This is a genomic window from Pseudomonas sp. SW-3 (genome assembly GCF_016615645.1).
GTDB classification, from domain to species: domain Bacteria; phylum Pseudomonadota; class Gammaproteobacteria; order Pseudomonadales; family Pseudomonadaceae; genus Aquipseudomonas; species Aquipseudomonas mandelii.
Window position 1 is genome coordinate 5,574,630 of record NZ_CP067098.1, and the last position, 25,339, is coordinate 5,599,968.

Sequence of the window (25,339 nt, forward strand, 5' to 3'; positions counted from 1 at the left end):
ATTCCTTCAGACCAGAATCAGGTTATCGCGGTGAACCAGTTCCGGCTCCGCCATGTAACCCAACAGACCGACAATCGCCTCAGACGACTGACCGATGATTTTTTGTGCTTCCAGCGCGCTGTAGTTGGCCAGGCCACGGGCAATTTCACGACCGTCCGGCGCCACGCACACCACCATTTCACCGCGCCGGAAACTGCCTTGAACCAGTTTGACGCCAACCGGCAGCAAACTTTTGTTGCCCTGGGACAGCGCGGTCACTGCACCCGCATCCAGCACCAGGGTGCCACGGGTCTGCAGATGACCGGCCAGCCATTGCTTGCGCGCCGCCAGCATGCCGCGCTCAGGTGACAACAAGGTGCCGATGCGCTCGCCCGCCTTCAGACGATCCAGAACACGCTCAATGCGCCCGCCGACGATGATGGTGTGCGCACCGGAACGCGCCGCCAGGCGTGCAGCACGTAATTTGGTCTGCATACCGCCACGACCCAACGCACCACCGGTACCGCCAGCGACGGCATCCAGCGCCGGATCATCGGCGCGCGCCTCGTAAATCAGGTTGGCGTCGGGGTTGTTGCGCGGATCGGCATCGAACATGCCGTCGCGATCGGTGAGGATCACCAGCAAGTCCGCCTCGACCAGATTGGCCACCAGCGCCGCCAGGGTGTCGTTGTCGCCGAAGCGGATCTCGTCGGTGACCACGGTGTCGTTTTCGTTGATCACCGGGATCACTTTCAGCTCGACCAACGCACGCAGGGTGCTGCGGGCGTTCAGGTAACGCTTGCGGTCAGACAAGTCATCGTGCGTCAGGAGAATCTGCGCGGTATGCCGGCCATGCTCGGCAAAGCTCGACTCCCAGGCTTGCACCAGGCCCATCTGACCGATGGCGGCAGCGGCCTGCAGCTCGTGCATTGCACTGGGTCGCACGGTCCAGCCCAGGCGACTCATCCCCGCCGCCACCGCCCCGGAGGACACCAGCACCAGTTCGACGCCCGCCTCATGCAAAGCCACCATCTGCTCGACCCAGACACTCATTGCCGCGCGATCCAGGCCCTTGCCGTCAGCCGTCAGCAAAGCGCTGCCGATCTTCACGACCCAACGCTGCGCACCTGTCACCTTGCTCCGCATCATCTTCAACCTTAGCTTGAGGGCAGCGCGACCCAGCGCCGCCCGTAACGTTATTCGTGACTACCGATTTCCAGATACTAAAACGCCGCTCGATTGAGCGGCGCTTAAGTTTACTGCAACGAATCAGTCACGCACGTAAATGATTTCCGGACCGTCTTCGTCATCCACATCTTCTTCGTCCCAGTCATCGTCGCCGATGTCATGGACCGACTTCACGCCGCTGCGACGCAGGGCACGCTGGTCATCCAGCGCTTGCAACTGGGCACGGGCTTCGTCTTCGATGCGCTGATCGAGCTCGGCCAGCTCTTCCTTGTAAACCGGGTCGTTAGCCAGACGGTCAGCACGATCTTCCATGTAACGCATGATGTCGTGGCACAGACGCTCGGTGCCCAGCTTGGAGATGGCGGAGATCACATAGACCGGACCGGTCCATTCCAGGCGATCAACGATTTCCTTGACGCGAGCGTCATGCTCTTCTTCAAGGATCTGGTCGCACTTGTTCAGCACCAACCAGCGATCACGCTCAGCCAGGGACGGACTGAACTTGGTCAGCTCGCTGACGATCACTTCAGCAGCATCCGGAGCGCTGGCGTCATCCAGCGGCGCCATGTCCACGAGGTGCAACAGCAAACGGGTACGCGACAAGTGCTTGAGGAAGCGAATCCCCAGGCCAGCGCCATCGGAAGCACCTTCGATCAGGCCCGGAATGTCCGCGACCACGAAGCTCTTCCAGCGATCGACGCTGACCACACCCAGGTTCGGCACCAGCGTGGTGAACGGGTAGTCGGCGACTTTCGGCTTGGCGGCCGATACGGAGCGAATGAAGGTACTTTTACCGGCGTTCGGCAAACCCAGCAGACCGACGTCAGCCAATACTTTCATTTCCAGCTTGAGATCACGCGCCTCGCCCGGCTTACCCGGAGTGGTCTGGCGCGGAGCACGGTTGGTACTGGATTTGAAACGGGTGTTACCCAGACCGTGCCAGCCGCCATGAGCCACCAGCAGTTTCTGGCCAGCCTTGGTCAGGTCGCCGATCACTTCCTGAGTGGCTGAGTCGATGACGGTGGTGCCAACCGGAACACGCAGCACCAACTCTTCACCTTTCTTGCCGGTGCAGTCGGTGCTGCCGCCGTTGGAACCGCGCTCGGCATCGAAATGCCGGGTGTAACGGTAGTCCACCAGGGTGTTGAGGTTTTCGTCGGCGATCATGTAGACCGAGCCGCCATCACCACCGTCACCGCCGTTCGGGCCGCCGTTTTCAATGAATTTCTCGCGACGGAAGCTCATGCAACCGTTGCCGCCGTCACCGGCTTTTACTCGAATCGATACTTCGTCAACAAACTTCATAACAAAACGCCTCTCGTCATACGGACGAGCCGAAAAAATCTAGACATAAGACTCTTGCAAAAATGAGCGCAGCGACCTCAATCAACGACCGCAAATCCAGCGCTGGAGCCCATCACAAACAGCTTTGCAAGAGACTCACCCCACAAACGAAAAAGCCCCGTCGCGAGACAGGGCTTTTCCAGCAACTACGCAATTATGCCGCGACGACTTCAGTCTTCGGGACAATGCTCACGTAACGGCGGTTGAAAGCGCCTTTTACTTCGAACTTGATCACGCCGTCGATTTTAGCGAACAGAGTGTGATCTTTACCCATGCCAACACCGTAACCGGCGTGGAATTGGGTGCCGCGCTGACGCACGATGATGTTGCCCGGAATGATAACCTGGCCGCCATACATCTTCACGCCAAGGCGTTTGGCTTCTGAGTCGCGACCGTTACGGGTACTACCACCAGCTTTTTTGTGTGCCATGAGTCAATTCTCCTAGTGAGGAATTAGGCTGAAATTAAGCCTGAATACCGGTGATTTTGATCTCGGTGTACCACTGGCGGTGGCCCATACGCTTCATGTGGTGCTTACGACGACGGAACTTGATGATGCGGACTTTATCGTGACGACCTTGGGAGATCACTTCAGCCACAACGGTAGCGCCAGCAACAACTGGAGCGCCGATGTTCACGTCATCGCCATTGGCGACCAACAGAACGCGATCAAAAGTAACGGATTCGCCGGTAGCGATTTCCAGTTTTTCGATCTTCAGGTATTCACCTGGGGCGACCTTGTATTGCTTGCCACCAGTAACAATTACTGCGTACGACATGGTATTTCTCCGATAATCCTGCTCACCCAGCTCTTTATAAGAAGAGGTATTGGCTGGCATGGCTGCATTGGGCTGGAAGGCCTGTTTGCAATTGCGTAAGGCAGGTGCTGCCCAGGAAGTTCAGGGTGCGCGATTGTACGCAAGCTGCCGGGGCGATGCAAGAGGCCGTCCATCGTGCCTTGACACCCGCCGACGTGGGTCCTAGCATGCCGCGCAACCCTTCTGGAGCAACTGTCGCTGATGCAACCCCAAGCTTTCTACCGCGCGGTGGCGGACGATTTTAGCGCCGTCGACGGCATCATCAAGAAGCAGCTGACTTCCCGAGTGCCGCTGGTATCGAAAATCGGCGATTACATTACCTCGGCTGGCGGTAAACGCCTGCGTCCCCTATTAGTGTTGCTGTGTGGCAAGGCTCTGGGTCGCGAAGGCGATGACCTGCGCCTGCTGGCCGCGACCATCGAGTTCCTGCACACCGCCACCCTGCTGCACGACGACGTGGTCGACATGTCCGGCATGCGCCGTGGCCGCTCGACCGCCAACGCCATGTGGGGCAACGCGCCAAGCGTGCTGGTGGGCGACTTCCTGTATTCGCGCTCCTTCGAAATGATGGTCGAACTGGGCTCCATGCCGGTGATGAAGATCCTTTCGCAAGCCACGCGCATCATCGCCGAAGGCGAAGTGCTGCAGCTGTCTAAAGTGCGTGATGCCAGCACCACCGAAGAAACCTACATGGAAGTCATCCGCGGCAAAACCGCGATGCTCTTCGAAGCTTCGACCCACAGTGCGGCAGCCCTGGCTGGTGCCACACCGGAACAGAGCGAAGCGCTGCGCACCTTCGGCGATCATCTGGGCGTGGCCTTCCAACTCGTCGACGACCTGCTGGACTACCGTGGCGACGCGGAAACCCTGGGCAAGAACGTCGGTGACGACCTGGCCGAAGGCAAGCCGACCCTGCCGCTGATCTACACCATGCGCGAAGGCACGCCGGAGCAGGCTGCACTGGTGCGCAAGGCGATCCAGAAAGGCGGTATCGAAGACCTGGAAAGCATCCGCGAAGCCGTGGAAGCGTCCGGTTCGCTGGATTACACCGCGCAACTGGCCCGCGATTACGTGGCCCGTGCAATCAAATGCCTCGACGCGCTGCCCGCCAGCGAATACCGCGATGCATTGGTTGAGCTCAGTGAGTTTGCGGTCGCCCGTACGCACTAACTGCACCGTAATACCCTGTGGGAGCAAGCCTGCTCGCGAAAGCAATCTGTCAGTCGAATGCTGACTGGCACACCGCTTTCGCGAGCAGGCTCGCTCCCACAGTTTTTTGGCGTCGCCCCCTCCCAGCTAAAACCCTATATAATGTGCGCTTTTTAGCGATCCTGAATCCAAGGAGCTTTAGTGAGCACGTTGCCACCCTGCCCAAAATGCAATTCCGAATACACCTACGAAGACGGCGCTCAGCTGATCTGCCCCGAGTGCGCCCACGAGTGGTCCGCCAGCGGCGAAGCCGAAGCGGCGTCCGATGACACCGTGAAAAAAGATTCGGTCGGCAACGTCCTGCAGGACGGCGACACCATCACCGTGATCAAGGACCTGAAGGTCAAAGGCACGTCGCTGGTGGTCAAGGTCGGCACCAAGGTCAAGAACATCCGCCTGTGCGATGGCGATCACGACATCGACTGCAAGATCGACGGCATCGGCCCGATGAAGCTCAAGTCCGAGTTCGTCAGAAAAGTCTGATTCTGTTGTCTTCCATCCCGCGCCCTGCGTGGGATGGTGCTTCACCCGCCCCGCCTCTCCCCACATATCCTCGCAATAGCCAAACGCCAGCCGTTTTGACCTTACGCAATCTTTACCCGGAAAAAATCACAAACCGCCAATAGGTCCTTGCTATTTAATGAATAAGAATTATTCTCATTGAAACCCATCAATGGAGATGAGACCCATGACTTATTTGATCGATGCCTGGCTGGACCGCCCACACCCCTACCTCAGGATCCTGCATCGGGAAACCGGGGAAGTCTGTGCAGTGCTTGAAGAAGAAGCCTTGAACGAGCTGCAGGATCAGGGTGATCTGGACGTCAATGGCTTGAGTTCCTGCGAGCCGGTGGTGCTCAAGGAACTGGTGCGCAATCTGTTTCTGTTCTGCTACGCCCGGGCGTTGCGCCCGACGAGCGATCTGAACCACAAGATCGAAGTATGAGTAGCACTAAGCCCCGTAGGAGCGAGGCTTGCCCGCGAACCTGACAACTCGGTTCTGACTTGAACCGAGGTGATGCATTCGCGAGCAAGCTTCACTCCTACAGAATCAAGAGCTTACAAAACGTCGAGCAGTTCGACGTCGAATACCAGAACGCTGTGCGGCGGAATGCTGCCAACGCCTTGAGCGCCGTAAGCCAGTTCGCTCGGCACGTACAGGCGCCATTTGCTACCGGCATTCATCAGTTGCAGGGCTTCGGTCCAGCCAGCGATCACGCCGCCAACCGGGAATTCTGCAGGCTGGCCACGATCGTAGGAGCTGTCGAACACAGTGCCGTCGATCAGGGTGCCGTGGTAGTGAGTGCGCACTTGATCTTCACGGGTTGGCTTGGCGCCTTCACCTTGAGTCAGCACTTCGAATTGCAGGCCCGAGGCCAGGGTGGTGATGCCGTCACGCTTGGCGTTTTCAGCCAGGAAAGCCAGGCCTTCGCCAGCGGCCGCTTCGGCTTTTGCAGCCGCTTCGGCCTGCATGATTTCGCGGATCACCTTGAAGCTGGCGGACATTTCTTCCTGACCGACACGGCTAGGCTTACCGGCGAACGCGTCGGTCAGGCCAGCCAGGATCGCGTCCAGGTTAACGCCCGGTGGCGGGTTGTCGCGCAGTTGGTCGCCCAGCTGACGGCCAATGCCGTAGCTGACGCGGGTTTCGTCGGTGGACAGATTTACTTCGGACATGACACTGCTCCGCTGTGCGGACGGCCCGGGAACTTGCCGTGCGTGCACAGCGCGTCCCGGAGCGCCCGGAACCAAAAGGGCCAGCAGACTAGCACAGATGCCGTTGCGCTGATCAGGGGGTCATTGCTACCAGCGAGAACTGAAGGCGATCGGCACCTTCAGGCCCTCTTCTGCATTGGCACCGAGTCCGCACATTTCATCATGGACCGACGTGTGCACAAGGTTGAAAGGCAAGGTGGGGAGGCGGTGCAGCACTTGACGCGCATGCTCCACCGAACGCAGGTGGAGCATATGGTCGTGGGCATCACTTAACGGATACGCCGCCCCATGCATGCGCGCCTCCAGCAGGTAGATCCCGCCTTCCATAGAAATCAGGTTCAGCTCATCGACTTTCCCTGCGATGGCATATGCACGTAATTCAACAAGGTTCATGAATGCACCTCATACGGTGTCAAGCCAATATCAATACATGCATAGGCTTCGGCACCTCAAAGTACAAGCCACAAACGACACCGCCCGTCTGTTTGCACCTGACTGTAGGAGCGAGGCTTGCCCGCGAAGGCGGTGTGACGGGCAACAACTGTATCGACTGACACGGCCCCTTCGCGGGCAAGCCTCGCTCCTACAGGGCTTTGTGAGCGTCAGTGCTTGGTCAGCTTATCCAGATAACCCATGGCAAACGCCGACACGACGAACGTCATGTGAATAATCACGTACCACTTCAAATGCTCGGGATCGACGTTCTTGGCGTCCATGAAAATCCGCAACAGGTGGATCGACGAAATCGCCACGATGGAGGCCGCCACTTTCATCTTCAGCGAAGACGAATCCATGGTGCCCAGCCAGTTGAGCTTTTCCTTGCTGTCGTCGATGTCCAGCTGGGAAACGAAGTTCTCGTAACCGGAGATCATCACCATCACCAGCAAGCCACCCACCAGTGCCATGTCGATCAGCGACAGCAGCACCAGGATCAGGTCCGACTCGGCCATCGAGAATACGTTGGGAATGACGTGGAAAACTTCCTGGAAGAATTTCAGCGCCAGCGCCAGTAGCCCAAGGGACAGACCGAAGTAGATCGGTGCCAGCAGCCAGCGGGAGGCATACATTGCATTTTCGATAAAGCGTTCCATTGAATCTCACACGTGATGTTGAAAATGGCCGCAAGTATACCAGCCCCCTGTCTATACCCTGAAGCAGCCAGAAACCTTCGGCAAATCCGCGACCTGCGCGTGTGCCACAAAGTTTTTCTGCTAGTGTCCAGACTATTGACAGCTCAGCGACATCGGACAGGAAGACTGGAAATGGATGTGCGATTGCCAATAACGAGTGCCGGCATTTGCCTGGCTCTGCTGCTGGGCGGCTGCTCACCCAGCGATGAGAAGCGCCAGACTAGCCTCGAGGAAAAGACCGCGCAGTTCGAGAAGTCTCTGGATGCGATTGAGGATCCAAAGCTCAGGGATGCCGTTGCCGAACTCGGCGGTTCACTGCTGTTGCTCGAGCGTGCGCAACTCAAGCTCGACAGCAAACCCGTGGAAACCGAATACGGCGAAGACGTTCTCGCCGTGCTCAAGCACTACCCCACGCCTCAGGCTTTGGTCGACACCTACATCAACGGCCTGTTCGTGCTGCACAAGGATTCCAGTTCCGACTACCTGACCGACCTGCAACCGGTGTTCCCTTTCAACTTCAACATTCCGGCAGCGTTTCTCTTTCCCCATGGCCTGGAATGGCAATCGGTGACCTTGAGCAACAAGCGCGTCATCGCGTTCCAGCCGGAATGGTCGGAAACCGATCCCGGCATTCAACTGAGCCCCTCGAGTTCCAACCTGACCAACCCGGATGATCTGACGGTGACCTATCCGTTCATCGACGGTCTGGACATGGACAACAAGAACCAGCCTCAACCGGTGAGCCTGCAAGGCAAGGTCGAGGTCATCGCCCCGCGCCGGCTCTACACCTTCGACCTGACGAAAAAAGACGTTGGCCAGACCCGCACCAACGACAACCTCAGCGTCACCTTGCTGAAACTGGGCAACAACTACGCCGAAATCGACTTCAACAACAGCGCACCACTGGCCCCTGAAGTCAGCGAAACACCGTTGAATCCGCTGATCGTCCAGGCCAGGGACACCACCGGGCAATTCCTCTCGCGATCGGGTTCGATCAACGAAACCGCTGCGCAAATTGCCTTCTATCAAAAACAACTGGCGAAAATTCAGCAGCAGAAAGCCTGGAGCGAGACTTTCGAAAAGCAGATCGACGAAGAACAGCGCACCTTCGAGGCGCAGCAGAAGAATCATTACACCAAAGTGTATTTCAACGGTCCGGTCGAAACCGTTGAAGTGAGCGTTCTGGATTTCTCGGCCGCCACGGTGACCCACAAGGACCTGAACCTGCCGGTGCGCCGCTTTGACTCACACACCACGGCAAAAACCATCCAGCCACTGACCCTACCGGTGGTGGTGTATGACGATCAGGCCCCGACCTGGCTCAAGGGCGCGACATTGAGTGAGGAACAGCTGAAGAAGGGCATCATCGTCAGTCAGTCGGTGGATGACCCCAGCGCCGCACGCATCGAGTTCGACCACCCCAGAAGCTTCAATGACGAGATGCTCGGTACATCGTTCAGCGCTGGCGATAGCCCGGTCACGTTCTTTACGGAGGATGGCAGTGGCAAGCGCGATGGGCCGATCGAGCTGCCGCTTGAGGCTTACGAGGTCGATCCGCTACGTGGCGCCATCACCTATGACTTGAACCTGTTTCCGGAAACACCGGCCTATGCAGTGGGCTCCATGCCGCTGTTTCTGGCGACGGTGGCCAAACAAACGCTCGACGCCCATAAGTTGCCCAAAGGCCTGGAACTCAAAGGCAATGCCTTGGTGGTTGATTTGAAGCTGTTTCCTGCCCAGGAGTGGCGTTTTTTCGCCAAGGACGACTCTGGAAACTATCTGAAAGAAATCCTTTCGGTCACTCACGACGCGAGCGCAGAAGGCCCGGCGCTATTTGCCGTGCATTACTTCTATGGCCAGCCAACACGTCTGGAAACCTATCAGCGAACCGACCTCACCACGGTGCAATATGGTTTCGAGGTCAAACTGGCCAAGGCGGATTTGAGCCACCTTGATCAATAACCGGTTTCAGTGGCCGCGCCGAACTCAGCCATTGAGGTTGCGGCAACGGCCCCCGTTGATTTCCCGCAGCTGGGCTTGCAGGTGCAGGCACCAGATTTGTGGGTCATCGGCCAGTTCGTAGCCATGCAGCGTCAGGCTTTCAACAATCGTGTCGAGGATGGACTCCGCCACGAAAGGCCCATGAAACGGTCCCTGCGCCTTGATGGCGGAAGGTTGTTCGCCGGCCATTCCGGCGGCGAAGAGCAAGGTCCACATGCCCGTATCCCCCGCCAACGGACGGATGGCACACTCGATACGGGTCACAAGGCCCAGGCATTGACGGGTGAGGCAGAGGTTGCGCGACATGGCGGCGACCCTCGGTAGATCCGGTGTTCAGCCCCCACGGGAAGGCTGTCTCGATCCAGTGATTACTGTCGATATCCTTGAGCTGAGAATAGAAGAAAAGTCTGACTAGCACGTCAAGTCAGACCAGAAGGCGCCGAATGGTCATTGTGTGAATATTGACGTCAGAGTGATGGCACTTTCTTGAAGTGGACACATCACAAATGTGGGAGTGAGCCTGCCCGCGATAGCGAACTTTCAGCCAACACATGTGTTGGATGAAAGTGCCACATCGCGAGCAGGCTCGCTCCCACTGTGGATCGGGGTGATCCTCAGATCGGTCAGGCCGGTTTGGCCTCCACCAGGGCCTCCAGCGCCGCTTCTTTCTCGGCTTCCTTGAGGTCTTCTTCGCTGATCATTTCCGCGATCACGCGCAAGCGTTCCACCACCCGTGCGTTAACGCTGCCTTCGGGGAACTGGCCATCGGCATCCGGCGCACCGGCCGGCTCTCCGACCAACAGGCTCAACGCCTCGTCAGCCTGGCGCACGGCGTAGACATGGAACTGCCCCGCACGCACCGCCGAGAGCACCTTCTCGTCGAGCATCAGCGTGGCGACGTTGGCGTGAGGAATGATCGCCCCCTGCTCACCGGTCAGCCCACGGGCTTCGCAGAGTCGGAAGAAGCCTTCGATCTTCTCGTTGACCCCGCCTACCGCCTGCACTTCACCGAACTGGTTGATCGAGCCGGTGATCGCAAAGCATTGCTTGAGCGGCGTTTTCGACAGGGCCGAAATCAGCGTGCACGCCTCGCCCAGCGACGCACTGTCGCCATCGACGTAACCGTAGGACTGCTCCAGCGCGATACTCGCGGAAATCGCCAGCGGGAATTCCTGAGCGTAACGACTGCCCAGATACCCGGTGAGGATCATCACACCCTTGGAGTGGATCGGCTGGCCGAGGTTGACCTCGCGCTCGATGTCGACGATGCCGCTGCCGCCCGGGTAGACCGTGGCGGAAATCCGCGCCGGCACACCGAACGCCGAGTCGCCGACTTCCAGCACGGTCAGCCCGTTGCACTTGCCGACGGCGGCGCCGTCCGTGTCGATCAGGATGATCCCGGCGAGCATGTCATCGAGAATCCGCGCAGAGACCCGCCCGGTACGGGTGGCCTTGGCCTTTAGCGCCCGTTCGATATGCCCGGCATCGGTCATCTCGTCCCCCGCCAGGTGACGAATGAAGTCCGCCTCGCTGACCAGCTGGAACAGATCACCGATGCGCGCCGACAAACGCCCCTGGTGTTCGGCCAGGCGCGCGCTGTAAGTCGCCAGGCGCGCCACGGCATCGGCCGTCAGCGGCGCCATGCCTTCTTCCGAGGTGCGGGTTTTGAGCAACTGGGCGAACTGCTCCAGGCTCTCGTCGACCATCGGGATGTCTTCGTCGAAATCCACCAGGACGCGGAACATCTCCTGGAAGTCCGGATCGAGGTCTTGCAGCGTGTAATACAGCTGACGCGCACCGATGATGACGACTTTGACCTGCAACGGGATGTGTTGCGGCGTCAGGGTCACGGTGGCCAGGCGGCCCAGCTCACCGAGCGGCGACTCCATTTTCAGCTTGCGCGATTGCAGAGCGCGCTTGAGCGCATCCCACACGAACGGCTCGCTGAGCATTTTTTCCGCTTCAAGGATCAGGAAACCGCCGTTGGCCCGGTGCAATGCGCCCGGCCGCAGTTGCCGATAGGTCGTGTACATCGCGCCCTGATCGGTGCTGTATTCAATGCGGCCAAACAGGTTTTCGTAAGTCGGGTGCGGCTCGAAGACCACCGGCGCACCGCCGCTGGACGAATGACCGACCACCAGGCTCGGGGCGTATTGCTCTTCCAGCAATTTGCGGGCGACGGCGTCGGTCTTGCTGTCGTCCACCAGTTGCTCGACCACGGTCTTGAGCAGGTAGACCTGCATGGCTTGCAGGTAACCGCAAACGGCGGCGTTCTCGGCGTATTTCTCCGACAACGGCGACAGCAACGGCTGCAAGGCCAACGTGATGGTTTCTTCGTTGAGGTGGCGCAGCTGATTGCTCGACTCGCGCTTCCATTGCGGCAGGCTGGCGAGCTCTTCGTTCAGTCGCTCCTCCAGACCGGAAATATCGTCGTGGAAACGCTCGCGATCGGCTTCCGGCAACTGGGCGAATTCCGCTTCGTCCAGGGCCTTGCCTTCGCTCATGGGCGTGAACGCGATGTTGCTGGCGTCGCGGTAAAGCGCGACCTCCTTCTCCAGCGCCAGGCGCTCGATCACGTCCAGTGCCTTGTCGTAGCGCTGGTTGAAGGCGCGGTCGATGGCGCTTTTTTTCTGCTGGTAGGACGGGTGCTCGAACACTGCCGGAAAAGTCGCCAGCAGGTTGTCGATCAAGCCGTTGATGTCACCGATGAAGGCGCCAGCAGTGCCCGATGGCAATTCCAGTGCACGAGGCTCGCGAGGCTCATCGAAATTATTGACGTAGACCCAGTCGGCCGGGGTCTGCAGGCGCTTGCCTTCGGCTTTCAGGTAGCGTTTGACGAACGAAAACCGGCCGGTGCCGGGCTCACCCATGACAAATACGTTGTAACCGGGGCGTGGCATGGCCACGCCGAACTGCAAGGCTTCGACCGCACGTTCCTGGCCAAGCACACCGCGAAAGGGCTCCAGATCATTGGTGGTAGAGAAGCTGAACTGTTCAGCGGAAAACGGACGGGTCAGCGCTTCAGGCGCTAGACGCAAGCTGGCAGCAACAGGATCAGGCATCGGGCTTCCTTACATCAGGCGGGGCAGATAGCGGCATTCTGGCGCTGCCCATACCTCACTTGCAAGGCGCGCCTCCAGCCAAAGCATAGACAAACCGTCATCTCCAAGCCGGCCGGGGACAAATCAATGATTTCAACGAATGTTTTGCAAAAAATCACGGAACCCCAGGAACGTGCCTAAACTCCAAACTGCGCGGCTGGATTAATAACTGGCCCACTGGCGCCGGATTGGGCCAGACCCCTTGTCCATTGGTATGCACATAAAGAGAACAAAGCTATGAAACGGATTCTTCTCGGTACTCTCTTCACCGCTGTATCCATCAACGCCATGGCCCAAGCGCCAGGCGGCCCGGATTGCGGTTGGGGCAACATGCTGTTCGAAGGTCAGCGTGGCACCCCGGCTCACTTCCTGGCATCCACCACCAACGGCACTTCCGGTAACGCAACGTTCGGTATGACTTCTGGTACCAACGGTTGCTCGACTAATGCGTCGCTGACTTATGGCGGCAAATCCTGGTTTGCCATGAATGGCATGATGAACGAGCTGTCCGAAGACATGGCCAAAGGTAACGGCGAAGCGCTGACGACCTATGCCGTGGTACTGGGCGTGGCGCCGGAAGACCGTGCGCACTTCGCCGCTGTGACTCACCAGCACTTCCAGCAGATCTTCAGCAAGGCTGACGTGACCGCTGACGACGTGCATACCAACACCCTGGCCGTTCTGAAGAACGATCCACGTCTGGCCAAGTACGCTACTCAAGCTTAAGCTCGACCCACCCGCTCCTTTCGGGGGGCGGGTTTTATTTTTTGGACCTGTCCCCCTTGGGTCTTTATTTTTTTTCGACTTAAGTTGCTCACTATGCTCAAACGCCTTGCCTGGCTGGCGCTCTGTGTCTGCGCCCCGCTGTCCGCCGCGCCACATGTCGACAATCAACGTTTGCAGCAACTGGCCAACGACCCTTTCTGGATTTCCCTGGGCCATTACGAAACCGCCAAGCTGGGCGGCTGGCGCAGCTATGTCAGCGACAAAAAGTTCTTTCTCGCACCCGACGGTAACGAACACCCCGACCGCGAACTGGCGGCCACCGTGCAGGCGCTGTACGCCCCGGCCAGTGCGGGCGAACAACATGCCCAATGTGTGTACCCGGCGCGCACCCGCTGGTTGAAAGCGCAGCTCAACCTGACTGATTTGCCGGCGCTCGATTGCACTGAGTTCAAGCAATGGTTCAAGGATGTCTCGCCCCATAGCGCGGTGATGATTTTCCCGGCGGCTTACCTGAACAGTCCGTCATCGATGTTCGGCCATACCTTGCTGCGCATCGACCAGGCCGATGTGCAGAGTGATCACACCGCGCTGCTCAGTTACGCGATCAACTTCGGCGCCTACATCGAAGGTTCGGATAACAGCATCCTCTACGCCTGGAAAGGCTTGATGGGCGGCTATCCGGGGCTGTTCGCGCTGGTGCCGTATCAGGAAAAACTCTCGGAATACCGCAGCCTCGAAAACCGGGACCTGTGGGAGTACCGGCTGAACCTGACGCAGGCAGAAACCGAGCGCATGGTCGAGCACGTCTGGGAGTTGAAGCAGATCCAGTTCGACTATTTCTTTTTCGACGAAAACTGCTCCTATCGCCTGCTTGAGCTGCTGCAGGTGGCGCGGCCAAGCCTGCGCCTGACCGAACAGTTCCCACTGACGGCCATTCCGACCGATACCGTCAAAGCGGTGAAAGAAGCCGGGCTGGTGGAATCCATTCAGTATCGTCCGTCCCGTGAACGGGAACTGCTGAGCCGCGCCGAGCCGTTGACTGACGAAGAACAGGAGTGGGTGCTGAAAGTCAGCGCCGACCAAAAGCAATTGCAGACACCGGCGTTCAAGGCTCAACCGCGCGACCGCCAGGCGCTGATCATCGATGCGTCTTACCGCCTCGAACGCTATCGCGCCAACGGTCAGGAGCGCGACCCTGAGAGGGCGCAACGCAGTTTCGAACTGCTGCGGGCGATCAACCAGAACCCCGCCCCTGAGCTGGACATCCCGAGGCCCGGCCTGCCCGAGGACGGTCATGAATCCCGCACCTGGCAAGCCGGCATCGGCACCCGGGGCGACAAGGCCTTTGGCGAATATGGCCTGCGCATGGCGTATCACGACCTCAACGATAACGCCGAGAGCTTCCCGCTCGGTGCGCAGATCGAAATCCTGCAGATGAAACTGCGCCAGTACGAAGGCAATGACTGGCAGTTCCAGCAACTGGACCTGGCGACCATTCGCTCCCTGACGCCGCGCAATGAGTTGTTGAAGCCATTATCGTGGCAAGTCACGGGCGGCCTGGAACGCGTGCCAGGCAAGCATGACGATGAAACGCTGGTCAGCCACGTCAACGGCGGTGGCGGCGGCACCTGGCAGTTGGGTGAAGACATGCTCGGCTTTGCACTGGGCACCGTGCGTGTCGAACACAACAACGACTTCGCGGGCTTTATCGCACCGGCGGCAGGTTTCAATAGCGGTCTGCTGTGGAAAAACCCACTGGGCAACTTCAGCCTGGAAACCAAGGGCGATTTCTTCACCAACGGCGAGGTGCGCCGCAGTGTGAGCCTCAACCAGCAGTGGGAACTGTCGCGCAACCTGGGCCTGCGCCTGAGTGCCCAGCGCGAATTCAGCCACCTCGCCTCGCCCGAGAACGAAGTGATGCTTGAGGTGAAGTGGTATCACTATTGACCTGACACCCCACCGTCCCCGTGGGATCGAGCCTGCTCGCGATGGCGGTGTATCAGTCGACATCAGTGTTGACTGATACACCGCCATCGCGAGCAGGCTCGATCCCACAGCGGATGTGTGGTGGCCAACAGATTAATCACACGCCTTTCACAACTGCCTCACGAATCCACTCCTAGACTTCACCCATAGGCCGTCCAACGGCACGGGAGTCGGAGATGTGGCGTTGCGCAGGTGTGCTGGGATTGTTGATGTTGATCGCGGGTTGCCAGACGACCCACGAGGATTTGATCGCCAAGGGTTATCCACCGGCGTTCGCCGATGGTTTCGATGACGGTTGCAGCAGTGGCCGGCAAGCTGCCGGGGCAATCACCGGGGAATTTCGCAAGAACGTTCCGCGTTATCTCAAGGACAAGCAGTACGCCGAAGGCTGGAGCGACGGTTTTCGCCAGTGCCAGGCCATGCGCGAAAGCGAGGATCGCGAGGACTATCGCAGCCACCACTGGGACGACCGCGACAAAGCCTGGCAGCAACAAAAGGACCAGGACGCCGCCCGTGCCTATCGCTCGCAATGAGTCGCGGACAGACATCCATCGAAACTAAAAGCCTGCAACCATGGCCCAAACCCTATAACGGGAGAAAACCATGAGTCGCGCTTTCGTCAATGAAGATAACGCCGCCGCGCAAGCCGATCAGCCGGTCGAACGGCAAGTCAGCACACAGCCCAATTACGTCACGCCCGCCGGGCTGGCGCAGCTTCAGGCGAAAGTCGCCGAAGTGCAAAACCTGCTCAATGGACAGAGTGCGAGAGGCGAACTCGCAGACAAACAGCGCCAGGCCGATCTGGAACGTGACTGGCGATATTTCAATCAACGCCTGCAAAGCGCTCAGTTAGTCGTACCGGCCTCCTCGACCGATAAAGTCCAGATTGGCGCGTGGGTAACGTTTGCCGATGAACAGGGCCACGAACAGCGTGTGCAGTTGGTGGGTGAGGATCAGGCGGATGCGGCGAGTGGGCTGATCAACTGGGGCTCGCCGCTGGGGCGGGCGTTGTTGGGCGCGCAGGTCGGGGATGAAGTGGTGTGGAAGCGGCCGGTGGGGGATTTGATCATTGAGGTATTGAGCATAGAGATCGAGTGATCGTCAGGCCGTCATCGCTAGCAGGCTAGCTCCCACAGTGGATTTGTGCCGCTCACATATCCCCTGTGGGAGCCAGCCTGCTGGCGATGGCCGCGCCGCGGTGTCACTGAAACCCATAAAAAAACGGAGCCCCGAAGGCTCCGTTTTTTCATGCAACCCGCCCGATATCAGGCCAGTTTCTTGTGCCGTACACGATGCGGCTGGGAAGCCGCTTCGCCGAGGCGTTTCTTGCGATCGGCTTCGTACTCGGTGTAGTTACCTTCGAAGAACACCGCTTGCGAGTCGTCTTCGTAAGCCAGGATGTGCGTCGCGACGCGGTCAAGGAACCACCGATCGTGAGAGATCACAATGGCGGCGCCCGGGAAGTCCAGCAGGGCTTCTTCCAGGGAACGCAAGGTTTCAACGTCGAGGTCGTTGGACGGTTCGTCGAGCAGCAGGACGTTGCCGCCCTCTTTCAAGGTCAGGGCCAGGTGCAAGCGACCGCGCTCACCACCGGACAGGTCCTTGACGAACTTCTGCTGGTCGCCGCCCTTGAAGTTGAAGCGACCGACGTAGGTGCGCGACGGGATCTCGTAGTTGCCGATGCGGATCTGATCGGAACCGTCGGAGATTTGCTGGAACACCGTCTTGCTGCCGTCCAGGTCTTCGCGGCTCTGATCGACGCACGCCAGTTGCACGGTTTCGCCGACTTCGATGCTGCCCGAATCCGGCGTTTCCTTGCCCATCAGCATGCGGAACAGGGTCGACTTACCGGCACCGTTACCGCCGATCACGCCAACGATGGCGCCTTTTGGCATGGAGAACGACAGGTTGTCGATCAACACGCGATCGCCGTAACCCTTGGAAACGTTCTTGAACTCGATGACCTTGTCACCCAGGCGTGGACCGGCCGGGATGTAGATCTCGTTGGTTTCGCTGCGCTTCTGGAATTCCTGCGACTGCATTTCTTCGAAGCGTTGCAGACGAGCCTTGGATTTGGACTGGCGGGCCTTGGCGCCTTTGCGCACCCACTCCAGTTCTTCCTTCATGGCTTTTTCGTGAGCCGACTGCTGCTTGGATTCGGCAGCCAGACGGTCGGACTTGGCTTCCAGCCAACCCGAATAGTTGCCCTCGTAAGGGATACCGGCGCCGCGGTCGAGCTCGAGGATCCAGCCGGCGACGTTGTCCAGGAAGTACCGGTCGTGCGTGATCGCGACTACGGTGCCCGGGAAGTCGTGCAGGAAGTGCTCCAGCCAGGCGACGGAATCGGCGTCCAGGTGGTTGGTCGGTTCGTCGAGCAGCAGCATGTCCGGAGCAGACAGCAGCAGGCGGCACAGGGCCACGCGACGCTTCTCACCACCGGAGAGGAATTCGATCTTGGCATCCCAGGCCGGCAGACGCAGCGCATCGGCGGCGACTTCCAGCTGGCGATCCAGGTTGTGACCGTCGCTGGCTTGCAGGATGGCTTCGAGCTTGGCCTGTTCGGCGGCCAGTTTGTCGAAGTCGGCATCTTCATCAGCGTAAGCGGCGTAGACCTCGTCCAGGCGAGCCTGGGCGTTCTTGATCACGCTGACCGCTTCCTCGACTACTTCACGCACGGTCTTGGTCGGGTCCAGGATCGGCTCTTGTGGCAGGTAGCCGATGTTCAGGTCCGGCATCGGACGCGCTTCGCCCTCGAACTCGGTGTCGACGCCCGCCATGATTTTCAACAGCGTGGACTTACCCGAACCGTTGAGGCCGAGCACGCCGATCTTGGCGCCGGGGAAGAAGGACAGCGAAATATTTTTCAGGATTTCCCGCTTCGGCGGAACAACTTTGCCCAGCCGATGCATGGTGAAGACGTATTGAGCCATGGAGAACCTTGGGTCAGTGACAGATGAATGATTGGAGCGCAGGCGATGCCTGGCCAGACTGTGCGCGTCGTCAGATTGATAATGTATCAATGCATGAGCGCTGAAAAAGTCTGAGTCTAGGAGCTGGAACGCTCCCGCGTAACCGGCAAAGCTACCTGAATGACAGATGGCAGTCCAGCCGGGAGGGGCTGGCACTTCGCCACAACACAAGGCATGCTAGCCGCCCTCCGGGCGTCCGGCTTATAGTGCACGTCGCGCCAGTCCAGCCAAACCGCAGGATTACAGTTTGTCCAATGTCTCTCCGCCTTCGTCCGTGAGCGCACCTCATCCTGCGACCGGCGCGCCCCTGCGCGGATCCTTGAAGGGTGCGCTGGCGACACTCGTGCTGTTGTTGCTCGCCTTGCTGTTCTGGCAGCTGCTGGATCAGCTGCGCGAAACACAGAAGCACCAGCGGCAATACACCATCGACTACACCGCCGATCTGGCCGCGCAAGTCAGCCTGAACATGGCGCTCAACGCCCAGATTGCACTGAACCTGCTACCGATCGTCGAACAACCGCAAAGTGCCGACGAACAGCAGGCGCTACTGCGCAAACTGCAACAATCGCTGCCTGACCTGCGCAGCCTGGCGCTACTCAGTCCTTCCGGCAAAGTCCTCAGTGACAGCGCCGCCGACGCCCAGGATGCCGATTACCTGGGTGAACTGGTCCGGCGCAGCCGCGCCCAGGCCCACTATTTCAGCAATGCCGACGACGGTTCAGTGGTGCATCTGCTGTTGCATCAAGCCAGCGGCAGCAGTCGTGGCTACTGGGCCCTGCGCCTGACACCGACGTTTTTCTCGTCACTGACCAAACAAAACGAAGCCGGCATCCGTCCGCTGTGGCTGGTGGAAAACCGGGTCAATCACCAGATCATCAGCCGCGATGAAGCGTCGCCTTCGGTCAAACCGAGCGCGTTATCCCCCGACGATCTGGCCAAAAGTGTGCTGACAGTGCCCCTGAGCAGCAGCGACTGGCAACTGCGCGGACTGTTCGATCGCCAGCAAGTGCTCGAACAACTGTTGCCGGCATTCATCGGAAAATGCCTGCTGGGCCTGGCCTTCTCCCTGCTGCCGTTCATCGTGTTACTGAACATTCGCCGCCGTCAGCGCCAGTTGCATGAAGGCCGCCGCCGCTATCACGATATTTTCGAAGGCACGGGCGTTGCTCTGTGCGTACTGGATGTCTCCGGGCTCAAGACCTTCCTCGACAAAGCCCAACTGCACAGCAGCGAGCAACTCAAGGCGTGGCTCGACATACCGGAGCAACGCCAGCAACTGCTCCAGGAACTGCGCATCACCGAGGTCAACCAGGTCGCCCTGCAACTGCTCAACGTCAACTCCTGCGCTCAGGCCTGGAAACTGTTGATTGACGGCTGCCCGCTGGACGGCACCGCCATCGGCCACCAAGTGATCGAAACGGTGTTCAACCAGCAGAGACAGCTCGAGCTGGAAATCAAACTCCAGGACCTCAATGGCCGCGACCAGCACCTGTGGCTGGTGCTGCGCCTGCCGGAAGATTACGCCGACTATAAAGCGGTGATCCTGAGCATCACCGACATTACCAGCCGTAAACTCATCGAGCTGTCGCTGCTGGAACGCGAAGGGTTCTGGTCCGATGTGGTGCGCACTGTGCCGGACCACCTGTACGTGCAGGACGTGATCAGCCAGCGGATGATTTTCAGTAACCACCACTTGGGCCAGACCCTCGGTTACAACCGTACCGAGTTGCACCAGATGGGCGAGTACTTCTGGGAAATCCTCCTGCACCCCGAAGATGCCGATGACTACCACCGCTCGCGCCAGGCCCAGCGCCACGGGGGTTACACCCAATTGCTGCAGTGCCAGTTGCGGTTCCGTCATCGCGACGGCAAGTGGCGGCGTTTCGACATTCGCGAACAGGCACTGGCGCGGGACAAACACGATCAAGTCACGCGGATCATCGGCGTGGCCAAGGACATCACCGAACAGATCGAAGCCAGTGAATCCCTGCGTGACAGCGAGCAGCGCTACCGGATGCTCGCCGAAAGCATCAGCGACGTGATTTTCTCCACCGACAGCAAAATGGCACTCAATTACGTCAGCCCGTCGGTGCATGCCGTGCTGGGCTACGACGCCGAGTGGATCTTCCAGAACGGCTGGCAATCGACCATCGCCAACCCGCAGCAACTGACCGGCATTTACGGCCTGATGGATCGGGTCAGCAAAGCGCTGGATAAACCCGAGCAACTGGCGCTGCTGCGCACTCAGGTGCAGACCCAACTGTTCCTGTTCGATTGCCTGCGGGCCGACGGGCGCAAGATTCCGATCGAACTACGGCTGGTGCTGGTCTGGGACGAACACGGGGCCTTCGAAGGCGTGCTCGGCGTCGGACGCGACATCAGCCAGCAACGCCGGGCCGAAAAAGACCTGCGCATGGCGGCCACGGTTTTCGAACATTCGACGTCGGCGATCCTGATCACCGACCCGGCCGGCTACATCGTCCAGGCCAACGAAGCGTTCAGTCGCGTCAGCGGTTATGCCGTGGAGCAGGTGCTGGACCAACTGCCAAACATGCTGACCGTCGACGAGCAGCAGGAAGCCCATCTGCGTTATGTGCTCAAACAACTGCATCAGAACAGCACCTGGGAAGGCGAAGTCTGGCTCAAGCGGCGCAACGGCGAGCATTACCCGGCCTGGGTCGGCATCACGGCGGTGCTCGACGATGAAGGTGACCTGGCCAGTTACGTGTGCTTCTTCAGCGACATCAGCGAGCGCAAGGCCAGCGAACAGCGGATTCACCGCCTCGCCTACTACGACGCCCTGACCCACCTGCCCAACCGCACGCTGTTCCAGGACCGCCTGCACACCGCGCTGCAATCGGCCGAGCGGCAGAAGTCCTGGGTCGTGCTGATGTTCCTCGACCTCGACCGTTTCAAGCCGATCAACGACTCCCTCGGTCACGCCGCCGGCGACCGCATGCTCAAGGAAATGGCCACGCGACTGCTCGGTTGCGTCGATGATGACGACACCGTGGCGCGCATGGGCGGCGATGAATTCACCTTGTTGCTGCAACCGCGGGCCAACCGTGAAGTCGCCTTGAACCGGGCGATCCATGTCGCCGAGCAGATCCTCGCCAGCCTGGTGAAACCGTTCGTGCTGGAAGGCCGCGAGTTCTTCGTCACCGCCAGTATCGGCATCGCGCTGAGCCCGCAGGATGGCAACGAACTCAGTCAGCTGATGAAAAACGCCGACACCGCGATGTACCACGCCAAAGAGCGCGGCAAGAACAACTTCCAGTTCTATCAGGCGGACATGAACGCCAGCGCCCTGGAGCGCCTGGAGCTGGAAAGCGACTTGCGCCATGCCCTGGAACAAGACGAATTCGTTCTGTACTACCAGCCGCAGTTCAGCGGCGACGGCAAACGCCTGACCGGCGCCGAAGCGCTGCTGCGCTGGCGTCATCCACGTCGCGGCCTGGTGCCGCCGGGGGATTTCATTCCGGTGCTCGAAGAGCTCGGGCTAGTGGTGGATGTCGGTGACTGGGTGATCAGCGAAGCCTGCCGTCAGCTCAAGACCTGGCATCAGGCCAAGGTGCGGGTGCCGAAGGTGTCGGTGAACATTTCGGCCCGGCAATTCTCCGACGGCCAACTCGGGACGCGGATTGCCACCATCCTAAAGGAGACCGGCCTGCCGCCGGCGTGCCTGGAGCTGGAGCTGACCGAGAGTATCCTGATGCGCGAAGTCAGCGAAGCGATGCAGATCCTCGCCGGATTGAAAAACCTCGGCCTGAGTATTGCGGTCGATGACTTCGGCACCGGGTATTCCTCGCTCAACTACCTCAAGCAATTCCCGATCGACGTGCTGAAAATCGACCGCACCTTCGTAGATGGCCTGCCGTCGGGTGAGCAGGATGCGCAGATTGCCCGGGCGATCATTGCGATGGCCCACAGCCTGAATCTGGCGGTGATCGCCGAAGGTGTGGAAACCCACGAGCAGCTCGATTTCCTGCGTGAGCATGGTTGCGATGAGGTTCAGGGGTATCTGTTCGGCCGGCCGATGCCGGCGAGCCGGTTTGAGGCGCAGTTCAGCAATGATGCGCTCTTCATGTTTGATTGATTGGAGCCAACAGCTCCAATCAATCAAACATGAAGAAAGCTGGAAGCTTCAAGTGGCAAGCTTCAAGCAGTGGCCGGTCCGCTTTTGACTTGCCGCTTGAGGCTTACAGCTAGAAGCTGAATTCCTTTCGTCTGCGACATGATGTCCTTTCATATGCCATCTAAAAGCGGTTGAGTTAGAATGCCCCCCTTTTCTGCCCCGATCCTTGAGGACCGCCATGTTCAGCCGTGATTTGACTATTGCCAAGTACGACGCCGATCTTTTTGCCGCCATGGAGCAAGAAGCTCAGCGCCAGGAAGAACACATCGAGCTGATCGCTTCGGAAAACTACACCAGCCCAGCGGTGATGGAAGCTCAAGGCTCGGTACTGACCAACAAGTATGCCGAAGGCTACCCGGGCAAGCGCTACTACGGTGGTTGCGAGTTCGTCGACGTGGTTGAGCAACTGGCCATCGACCGCGCCAAAGAACTGTTCGGCGCCGATTACGCCAACGTTCAGCCACACGCCGGTTCCCAAGCCAACAGCGCCGTGTACCTGGCACTGCTGCAAGCGGGCGACACCATCCTGGGCATGAGCCTGGCCCACGGCGGTCACCTGACCCACGGCGCCAGCGTTTCCTCCTCCGGCAAGCTGTACAACGCCGTTCAATACGGCATCGACGCCAACGGCCTGATCGACTACGACGAAGTCGAGCGTCTGGCGGTTGAGCACAAGCCGAAAATGATCGTGGCCGGTTTCTCTGCCTACTCGCAGATTCTGGACTTCCCGCGTTTCCGCGAAATCGCTGACAAGGTCGGTGCCTACCTGTTCGTCGACATGGCCCACGTGGCCGGTCTGGTCGCCGCTGGCGTCTACCCGAACCCGGTTCCGTTCGCTGACGTCGTGACCACCACCACGCACAAGACCCTGCGCGGTCCACGTGGCGGCCTGATCCTGGCTCGCGCCAACGCCGACATCGAGAAGAAGCTGAACTCCGCGGTATTCCCGGGCGCCCAGGGTGGCCCACTGGAGCACGTGATCGCCGCCAAAGCGATCTGCTTCAAGGAAGCGCTGCAGCCTGAGTTCAAGACCTACCAGCAACAAGTGGTGAAAAACGCCCAGGCCATGGCCGAAGTGTTCATCGAACGTGGTTTCGATGTGGTTTCCGGCGGGACCAAGAACCACCTGTTCCTGCTGTCGCTGATCAAGCAGGAAATCTCCGGTAAAGACGCCGACGCCGCTCTGGGCAAAGCGTTCATCACCGTGAACAAGAACTCCGTGCCAAACGACCCACGCTCCCCGTTCGTCACCTCCGGCCTGCGCTTCGGTACTCCGGCTGTGACCACTCGCGGCTTCAAGGAAGCAGAGTGCAAAGAACTGGCCGGCTGGATCTGCGACATCCTGGCTGACCTGAACAACGAAGCGGTGATCGACGCCGTTCGTGAGAAGGTCAAGGCCATCTGCAAGAAGCTGCCGGTGTACGGCGCTTAATTGCGGCGCTAAACCGCAGCCATAAAAAACCGGCCACGTGATGGCCGGTTTTTTTTCGCCCTGGATTTGTAGGAGCCTGCACCACTGGTCAGACCGGTCATGCCAATTATGCAATTTCCGCTTGCGATCACCCAAAAACAGCGCCTAGACTGCGCCTGCACTGGACATACCGGTAAGACCACAATAATTAAGTCCTGAATCTGATGCGCCCACTCAAGCGCACGGCAGCCAGGACACCGACCAGGATTCCTCCCATGCTCAGATGGTGCTCGCGTTCAATCTTCCTCCAAGTGGTTCTCGGACTGGTGCTCGGCATCGTCTGCGGGCTGACCCTTCCTGAATACTCCGCCCAGCTCAAACCGCTCGGCGATGGCTTCATCAAACTGATCAAGATGCTCATCGGCCTGATTGTGTTCTGCGTAGTGGTCAGCGGCATCAGCGGTGCCGGCGACTTGAAGAAGGTCGGGCGCATCGGCCTGAAATCGGTGATCTACTTCGAAATCCTGACCACCATCGCCCTGGTGATTGGTCTGGTGTTCGCATTCACCACCGGCATCGGCAGCGGCGCGAACATTCATCTGGATCAGCTTTCCGCTGCCGACATGGGCGACATCGCCCAGCGCGGCCAGCACATGCAAACCACCTCCCAGTTCTTGATGAACCTGATCCCCACCTCGGTCATCGGCGCCTTCGCGGAGAACAACATCCTGCAAGTCCTGCTGTTTTCAGTGCTGTTCGGCAGTGCGCTGAACCTGGTGGGCGAAGCAGCGTCGGGTATTTCCCGGCTGATCAATGAGCTGAGCCACGTGATCTTCCGCATCATGGGCATGATCGTGCGCCTGGCGCCGATCGGCGTGTTCGGCGCCATCGCCTTCACCACCAGCAAATATGGCCTGGATTCCCTGCAACACCTGGGCAGCCTGGTCGGCCTGTTTTACCTGACCTGCGTGGCGTTTGTGACATTGATTCTCGGCCTGGTGATGCGCCTTTCGGGCCTGAAGATGTGGCCGTTGCTCAAGTACCTGCGCGAAGAACTGCTGATCGTCATGGGCACCGCTTCGTCCGACGCCGTGCTGCCACAAATCATGCGCAAGCTTGAGCACCTGGGCATCGGCAGTTCGACAGTGGGGTTGGTGATTCCTACAGGTTACTCGTTCAACCTCGACGGATTCTCGATCTACCTGACCCTCGCCATCGTCTTCATCGCCAACGCCACCGGCACGCCGCTGGCCATGACCGACTTGCTGACGATTCTGCTGGTCTCGCTGATTACCTCAAAAGGGGCCCACGGGATTCCCGGTTCGGCGCTGGTGATTCTGGCAGCGACACTCACGGCGATCCCGGCGATTCCGGTGGTCGGCCTGGTATTGGTGCTGGCGGTGGACTGGTTCATGGGCATCGGCCGGGCGCTGACCAACCTGATCGGCAACTGCGTCGCCACCGTGGCCATCGCCCGCTGGGAGAAGGACATCGATATTCAACGGGCGAACAAAGTGCTTTCCGGCCAGGTGGGGTATACCTTCCAGCCGAGAAAACCCGTCGCCCCGGCACATCAGCAGGAATTCTGAATAAACGCCGTGCCTGTCTTCGGGCAGGCACGGTCAA

At 59.4% G+C, this 25,339-nt stretch carries 21 protein-coding genes; 11 read left to right on the forward strand and 10 right to left on the reverse strand.

The genetic code is table 11. From position 1 onward, the window contains the following. Positions 1-6 precede the first annotated feature (6 nt). The 4 genes from proB to rplU form a co-directional block, all read right to left on the reverse strand. Positions 7-1,125 carry a glutamate 5-kinase gene (proB, locus tag JIO00_RS25225; RefSeq protein ID WP_010467532.1) on the reverse strand — a complete coding sequence of 373 codons (1,119 nt, stop codon included), beginning with the start codon at positions 1,123-1,125 and terminating at the stop codon, positions 7-9. Between the two features lie 123 nt (positions 1,126-1,248). Then, on the reverse strand, positions 1,249-2,472 hold the full coding sequence (gene cgtA, locus JIO00_RS25230; protein WP_010467530.1) for an Obg family GTPase CgtA: 1,224 nt from the start codon (positions 2,470-2,472) through the stop codon (positions 1,249-1,251). A 193-nt stretch (positions 2,473-2,665) separates the two neighbouring features. Next, entirely contained in the window at positions 2,666-2,941 is a 276-nt protein-coding gene (gene rpmA, locus JIO00_RS25235; protein WP_003215862.1) for a 50S ribosomal protein L27, read from the reverse strand. 34 nt (positions 2,942-2,975) lie between these two features. After that, positions 2,976-3,290: a 50S ribosomal protein L21 gene (gene rplU / locus JIO00_RS25240; protein ID WP_003176051.1), complete on the reverse strand. Its 315-nt coding sequence runs from the start codon at positions 3,288-3,290 to the stop codon at positions 2,976-2,978. Positions 3,291-3,530: 240 nt separating this feature from the next. Here rplU and JIO00_RS25245 point away from each other — a divergent pair, with 240 nt between their 5' ends. The 3 genes from JIO00_RS25245 to JIO00_RS25255 all read left to right on the forward strand — a co-directional run bounded on the left by JIO00_RS25245 (position 3,531) and on the right by JIO00_RS25255 (position 5,484). Continuing rightward, positions 3,531-4,499 carry a polyprenyl synthetase family protein gene (locus JIO00_RS25245; protein WP_010467528.1) on the forward strand — a complete coding sequence of 323 codons (969 nt, stop codon included), beginning with the start codon at positions 3,531-3,533 and terminating at the stop codon, positions 4,497-4,499. 180 nt (positions 4,500-4,679) lie between these two features. Further along, positions 4,680-5,021, forward strand: a complete 342-nt coding sequence (locus JIO00_RS25250; protein WP_010467527.1) for a zinc ribbon domain-containing protein YjdM — start codon at positions 4,680-4,682, stop codon at positions 5,019-5,021. Between the two features lie 205 nt (positions 5,022-5,226). Further along, on the forward strand, positions 5,227-5,484 hold the full coding sequence (locus tag JIO00_RS25255; protein ID WP_010467526.1) for a PA4570 family protein: 258 nt from the start codon (positions 5,227-5,229) through the stop codon (positions 5,482-5,484). 113 nt (positions 5,485-5,597) lie between these two features. On the opposite strand, the gene JIO00_RS25260 is transcribed toward JIO00_RS25255, so the two are convergent. From JIO00_RS25260 to JIO00_RS25270, 3 genes are all read right to left on the reverse strand, one after another. Next, positions 5,598-6,215, reverse strand: coding sequence for an FKBP-type peptidyl-prolyl cis-trans isomerase (locus tag JIO00_RS25260; RefSeq protein ID WP_010467525.1), 618 nt, complete (start codon positions 6,213-6,215; stop codon positions 5,598-5,600). A 126-nt stretch (positions 6,216-6,341) separates the two neighbouring features. Next, positions 6,342-6,647 (reverse strand): DUF6482 family protein, encoded by a 306-nt coding sequence (locus tag JIO00_RS25265; protein ID WP_010467524.1) that lies wholly within the window; start codon positions 6,645-6,647, stop codon positions 6,342-6,344. A 209-nt stretch (positions 6,648-6,856) separates the two neighbouring features. Further along, positions 6,857-7,345, reverse strand: coding sequence for a TIGR00645 family protein (locus JIO00_RS25270; RefSeq protein ID WP_007943976.1), 489 nt, complete (start codon positions 7,343-7,345; stop codon positions 6,857-6,859). 171 nt (positions 7,346-7,516) lie between these two features. Here JIO00_RS25270 and JIO00_RS25275 point away from each other — a divergent pair, with 171 nt between their 5' ends. After that, a complete protein-coding gene (locus JIO00_RS25275) occupies positions 7,517-9,346 on the forward strand; it encodes a hypothetical protein (protein ID WP_200667049.1) in 1,830 nt (609 codons plus the stop codon). 24 nt (positions 9,347-9,370) lie between these two features. Here the strand turns inward: JIO00_RS25275 and JIO00_RS25280 are convergent, their stop codons facing one another. Continuing rightward, positions 9,371-9,691 (reverse strand): PA4575 family protein, encoded by a 321-nt coding sequence (locus tag JIO00_RS25280; protein WP_010467520.1) that lies wholly within the window; start codon positions 9,689-9,691, stop codon positions 9,371-9,373. A gap of 317 nt (positions 9,692-10,008) precedes the next feature. Then, on the reverse strand, positions 10,009-12,447 hold the full coding sequence (locus JIO00_RS25285) for a Lon protease family protein (protein ID WP_010467518.1): 2,439 nt from the start codon (positions 12,445-12,447) through the stop codon (positions 10,009-10,011). Between the two features lie 276 nt (positions 12,448-12,723). Here JIO00_RS25285 and JIO00_RS25290 point away from each other — a divergent pair, with 276 nt between their 5' ends. The 4 genes from JIO00_RS25290 to JIO00_RS25305 all read left to right on the forward strand — a co-directional run bounded on the left by JIO00_RS25290 (position 12,724) and on the right by JIO00_RS25305 (position 16,296). Continuing rightward, the gene (locus JIO00_RS25290) at positions 12,724-13,212 is read left to right on the forward strand and encodes a DUF3015 domain-containing protein (protein ID WP_010467516.1); all 489 of its coding nucleotides are present in this window, start codon (positions 12,724-12,726) and stop codon (positions 13,210-13,212) included. Between the two features lie 93 nt (positions 13,213-13,305). Then, complete coding sequence (locus JIO00_RS25295) at positions 13,306-15,159, forward strand: Lnb N-terminal periplasmic domain-containing protein (RefSeq protein ID WP_010467514.1); 1,854 nt, start codon at positions 13,306-13,308, stop codon at positions 15,157-15,159. Positions 15,160-15,374: 215 nt separating this feature from the next. Beyond that, a complete protein-coding gene (locus JIO00_RS25300) occupies positions 15,375-15,731 on the forward strand; it encodes a hypothetical protein (RefSeq protein WP_010467512.1) in 357 nt (118 codons plus the stop codon). A 70-nt stretch (positions 15,732-15,801) separates the two neighbouring features. Further along, positions 15,802-16,296 (forward strand): GreA/GreB family elongation factor, encoded by a 495-nt coding sequence (locus tag JIO00_RS25305; RefSeq protein ID WP_200667050.1) that lies wholly within the window; start codon positions 15,802-15,804, stop codon positions 16,294-16,296. Positions 16,297-16,463: 167 nt separating this feature from the next. On the opposite strand, the gene ettA is transcribed toward JIO00_RS25305, so the two are convergent. Continuing rightward, positions 16,464-18,128: an energy-dependent translational throttle protein EttA gene (gene ettA, locus JIO00_RS25310; RefSeq protein ID WP_077749399.1), complete on the reverse strand. Its 1,665-nt coding sequence runs from the start codon at positions 18,126-18,128 to the stop codon at positions 16,464-16,466. A gap of 286 nt (positions 18,129-18,414) precedes the next feature. Here ettA and JIO00_RS25315 point away from each other — a divergent pair, with 286 nt between their 5' ends. The 3 genes from JIO00_RS25315 to JIO00_RS25325 all read left to right on the forward strand — a co-directional run bounded on the left by JIO00_RS25315 (position 18,415) and on the right by JIO00_RS25325 (position 25,302). After that, positions 18,415-22,263 (forward strand): sensor domain-containing protein, encoded by a 3,849-nt coding sequence (locus tag JIO00_RS25315; RefSeq protein ID WP_200667051.1) that lies wholly within the window; start codon positions 18,415-18,417, stop codon positions 22,261-22,263. 217 nt (positions 22,264-22,480) lie between these two features. After that, entirely contained in the window at positions 22,481-23,734 is a 1,254-nt protein-coding gene (glyA, locus tag JIO00_RS25320) for a serine hydroxymethyltransferase (protein ID WP_102593912.1), read from the forward strand. A gap of 254 nt (positions 23,735-23,988) precedes the next feature. Continuing rightward, complete coding sequence (locus tag JIO00_RS25325) at positions 23,989-25,302, forward strand: C4-dicarboxylate transporter DctA (protein WP_010467502.1); 1,314 nt, start codon at positions 23,989-23,991, stop codon at positions 25,300-25,302. Positions 25,303-25,339 lie beyond the last annotated feature (37 nt).

Coding starts and splice junctions, on each gene's coding strand:
- rpmA (WP_003215862.1), bottom strand. CDS start 2,941: ATGGCACACAAAAAAGCTGGTGGTAGTACCCGTAACGGTCGCGACTCA.
- JIO00_RS25270 (WP_007943976.1), bottom strand. CDS start 7,345: ATGGAACGCTTTATCGAAAATGCAATGTATGCCTCCCGCTGGCTGCTG.
- proB (WP_010467532.1), bottom strand. CDS start 1,125: ATGCGGAGCAAGGTGACAGGTGCGCAGCGTTGGGTCGTGAAGATCGGC.
- JIO00_RS25275 (WP_200667049.1), top strand. CDS start 7,517: ATGGATGTGCGATTGCCAATAACGAGTGCCGGCATTTGCCTGGCTCTG.
- JIO00_RS25255 (WP_010467526.1), top strand. CDS start 5,227: ATGACTTATTTGATCGATGCCTGGCTGGACCGCCCACACCCCTACCTC.
- JIO00_RS25305 (WP_200667050.1), top strand. CDS start 15,802: ATGAGTCGCGCTTTCGTCAATGAAGATAACGCCGCCGCGCAAGCCGAT.
- JIO00_RS25290 (WP_010467516.1), top strand. CDS start 12,724: ATGAAACGGATTCTTCTCGGTACTCTCTTCACCGCTGTATCCATCAAC.
- JIO00_RS25295 (WP_010467514.1), top strand. CDS start 13,306: ATGCTCAAACGCCTTGCCTGGCTGGCGCTCTGTGTCTGCGCCCCGCTG.
- JIO00_RS25245 (WP_010467528.1), top strand. CDS start 3,531: ATGCAACCCCAAGCTTTCTACCGCGCGGTGGCGGACGATTTTAGCGCC.
- ettA (WP_077749399.1), bottom strand. CDS start 18,128: ATGGCTCAATACGTCTTCACCATGCATCGGCTGGGCAAAGTTGTTCCG.
- JIO00_RS25325 (WP_010467502.1), top strand. CDS start 23,989: ATGCTCAGATGGTGCTCGCGTTCAATCTTCCTCCAAGTGGTTCTCGGA.
- rplU (WP_003176051.1), bottom strand. CDS start 3,290: ATGTCGTACGCAGTAATTGTTACTGGTGGCAAGCAATACAAGGTCGCC.
- glyA (WP_102593912.1), top strand. CDS start 22,481: ATGTTCAGCCGTGATTTGACTATTGCCAAGTACGACGCCGATCTTTTT.
- JIO00_RS25300 (WP_010467512.1), top strand. CDS start 15,375: ATGTGGCGTTGCGCAGGTGTGCTGGGATTGTTGATGTTGATCGCGGGT.
- JIO00_RS25260 (WP_010467525.1), bottom strand. CDS start 6,215: ATGTCCGAAGTAAATCTGTCCACCGACGAAACCCGCGTCAGCTACGGC.
- JIO00_RS25285 (WP_010467518.1), bottom strand. CDS start 12,447: ATGCCTGATCCTGTTGCTGCCAGCTTGCGTCTAGCGCCTGAAGCGCTG.
- JIO00_RS25280 (WP_010467520.1), bottom strand. CDS start 9,691: ATGTCGCGCAACCTCTGCCTCACCCGTCAATGCCTGGGCCTTGTGACC.
- JIO00_RS25265 (WP_010467524.1), bottom strand. CDS start 6,647: ATGAACCTTGTTGAATTACGTGCATATGCCATCGCAGGGAAAGTCGAT.
- cgtA (WP_010467530.1), bottom strand. CDS start 2,472: ATGAAGTTTGTTGACGAAGTATCGATTCGAGTAAAAGCCGGTGACGGC.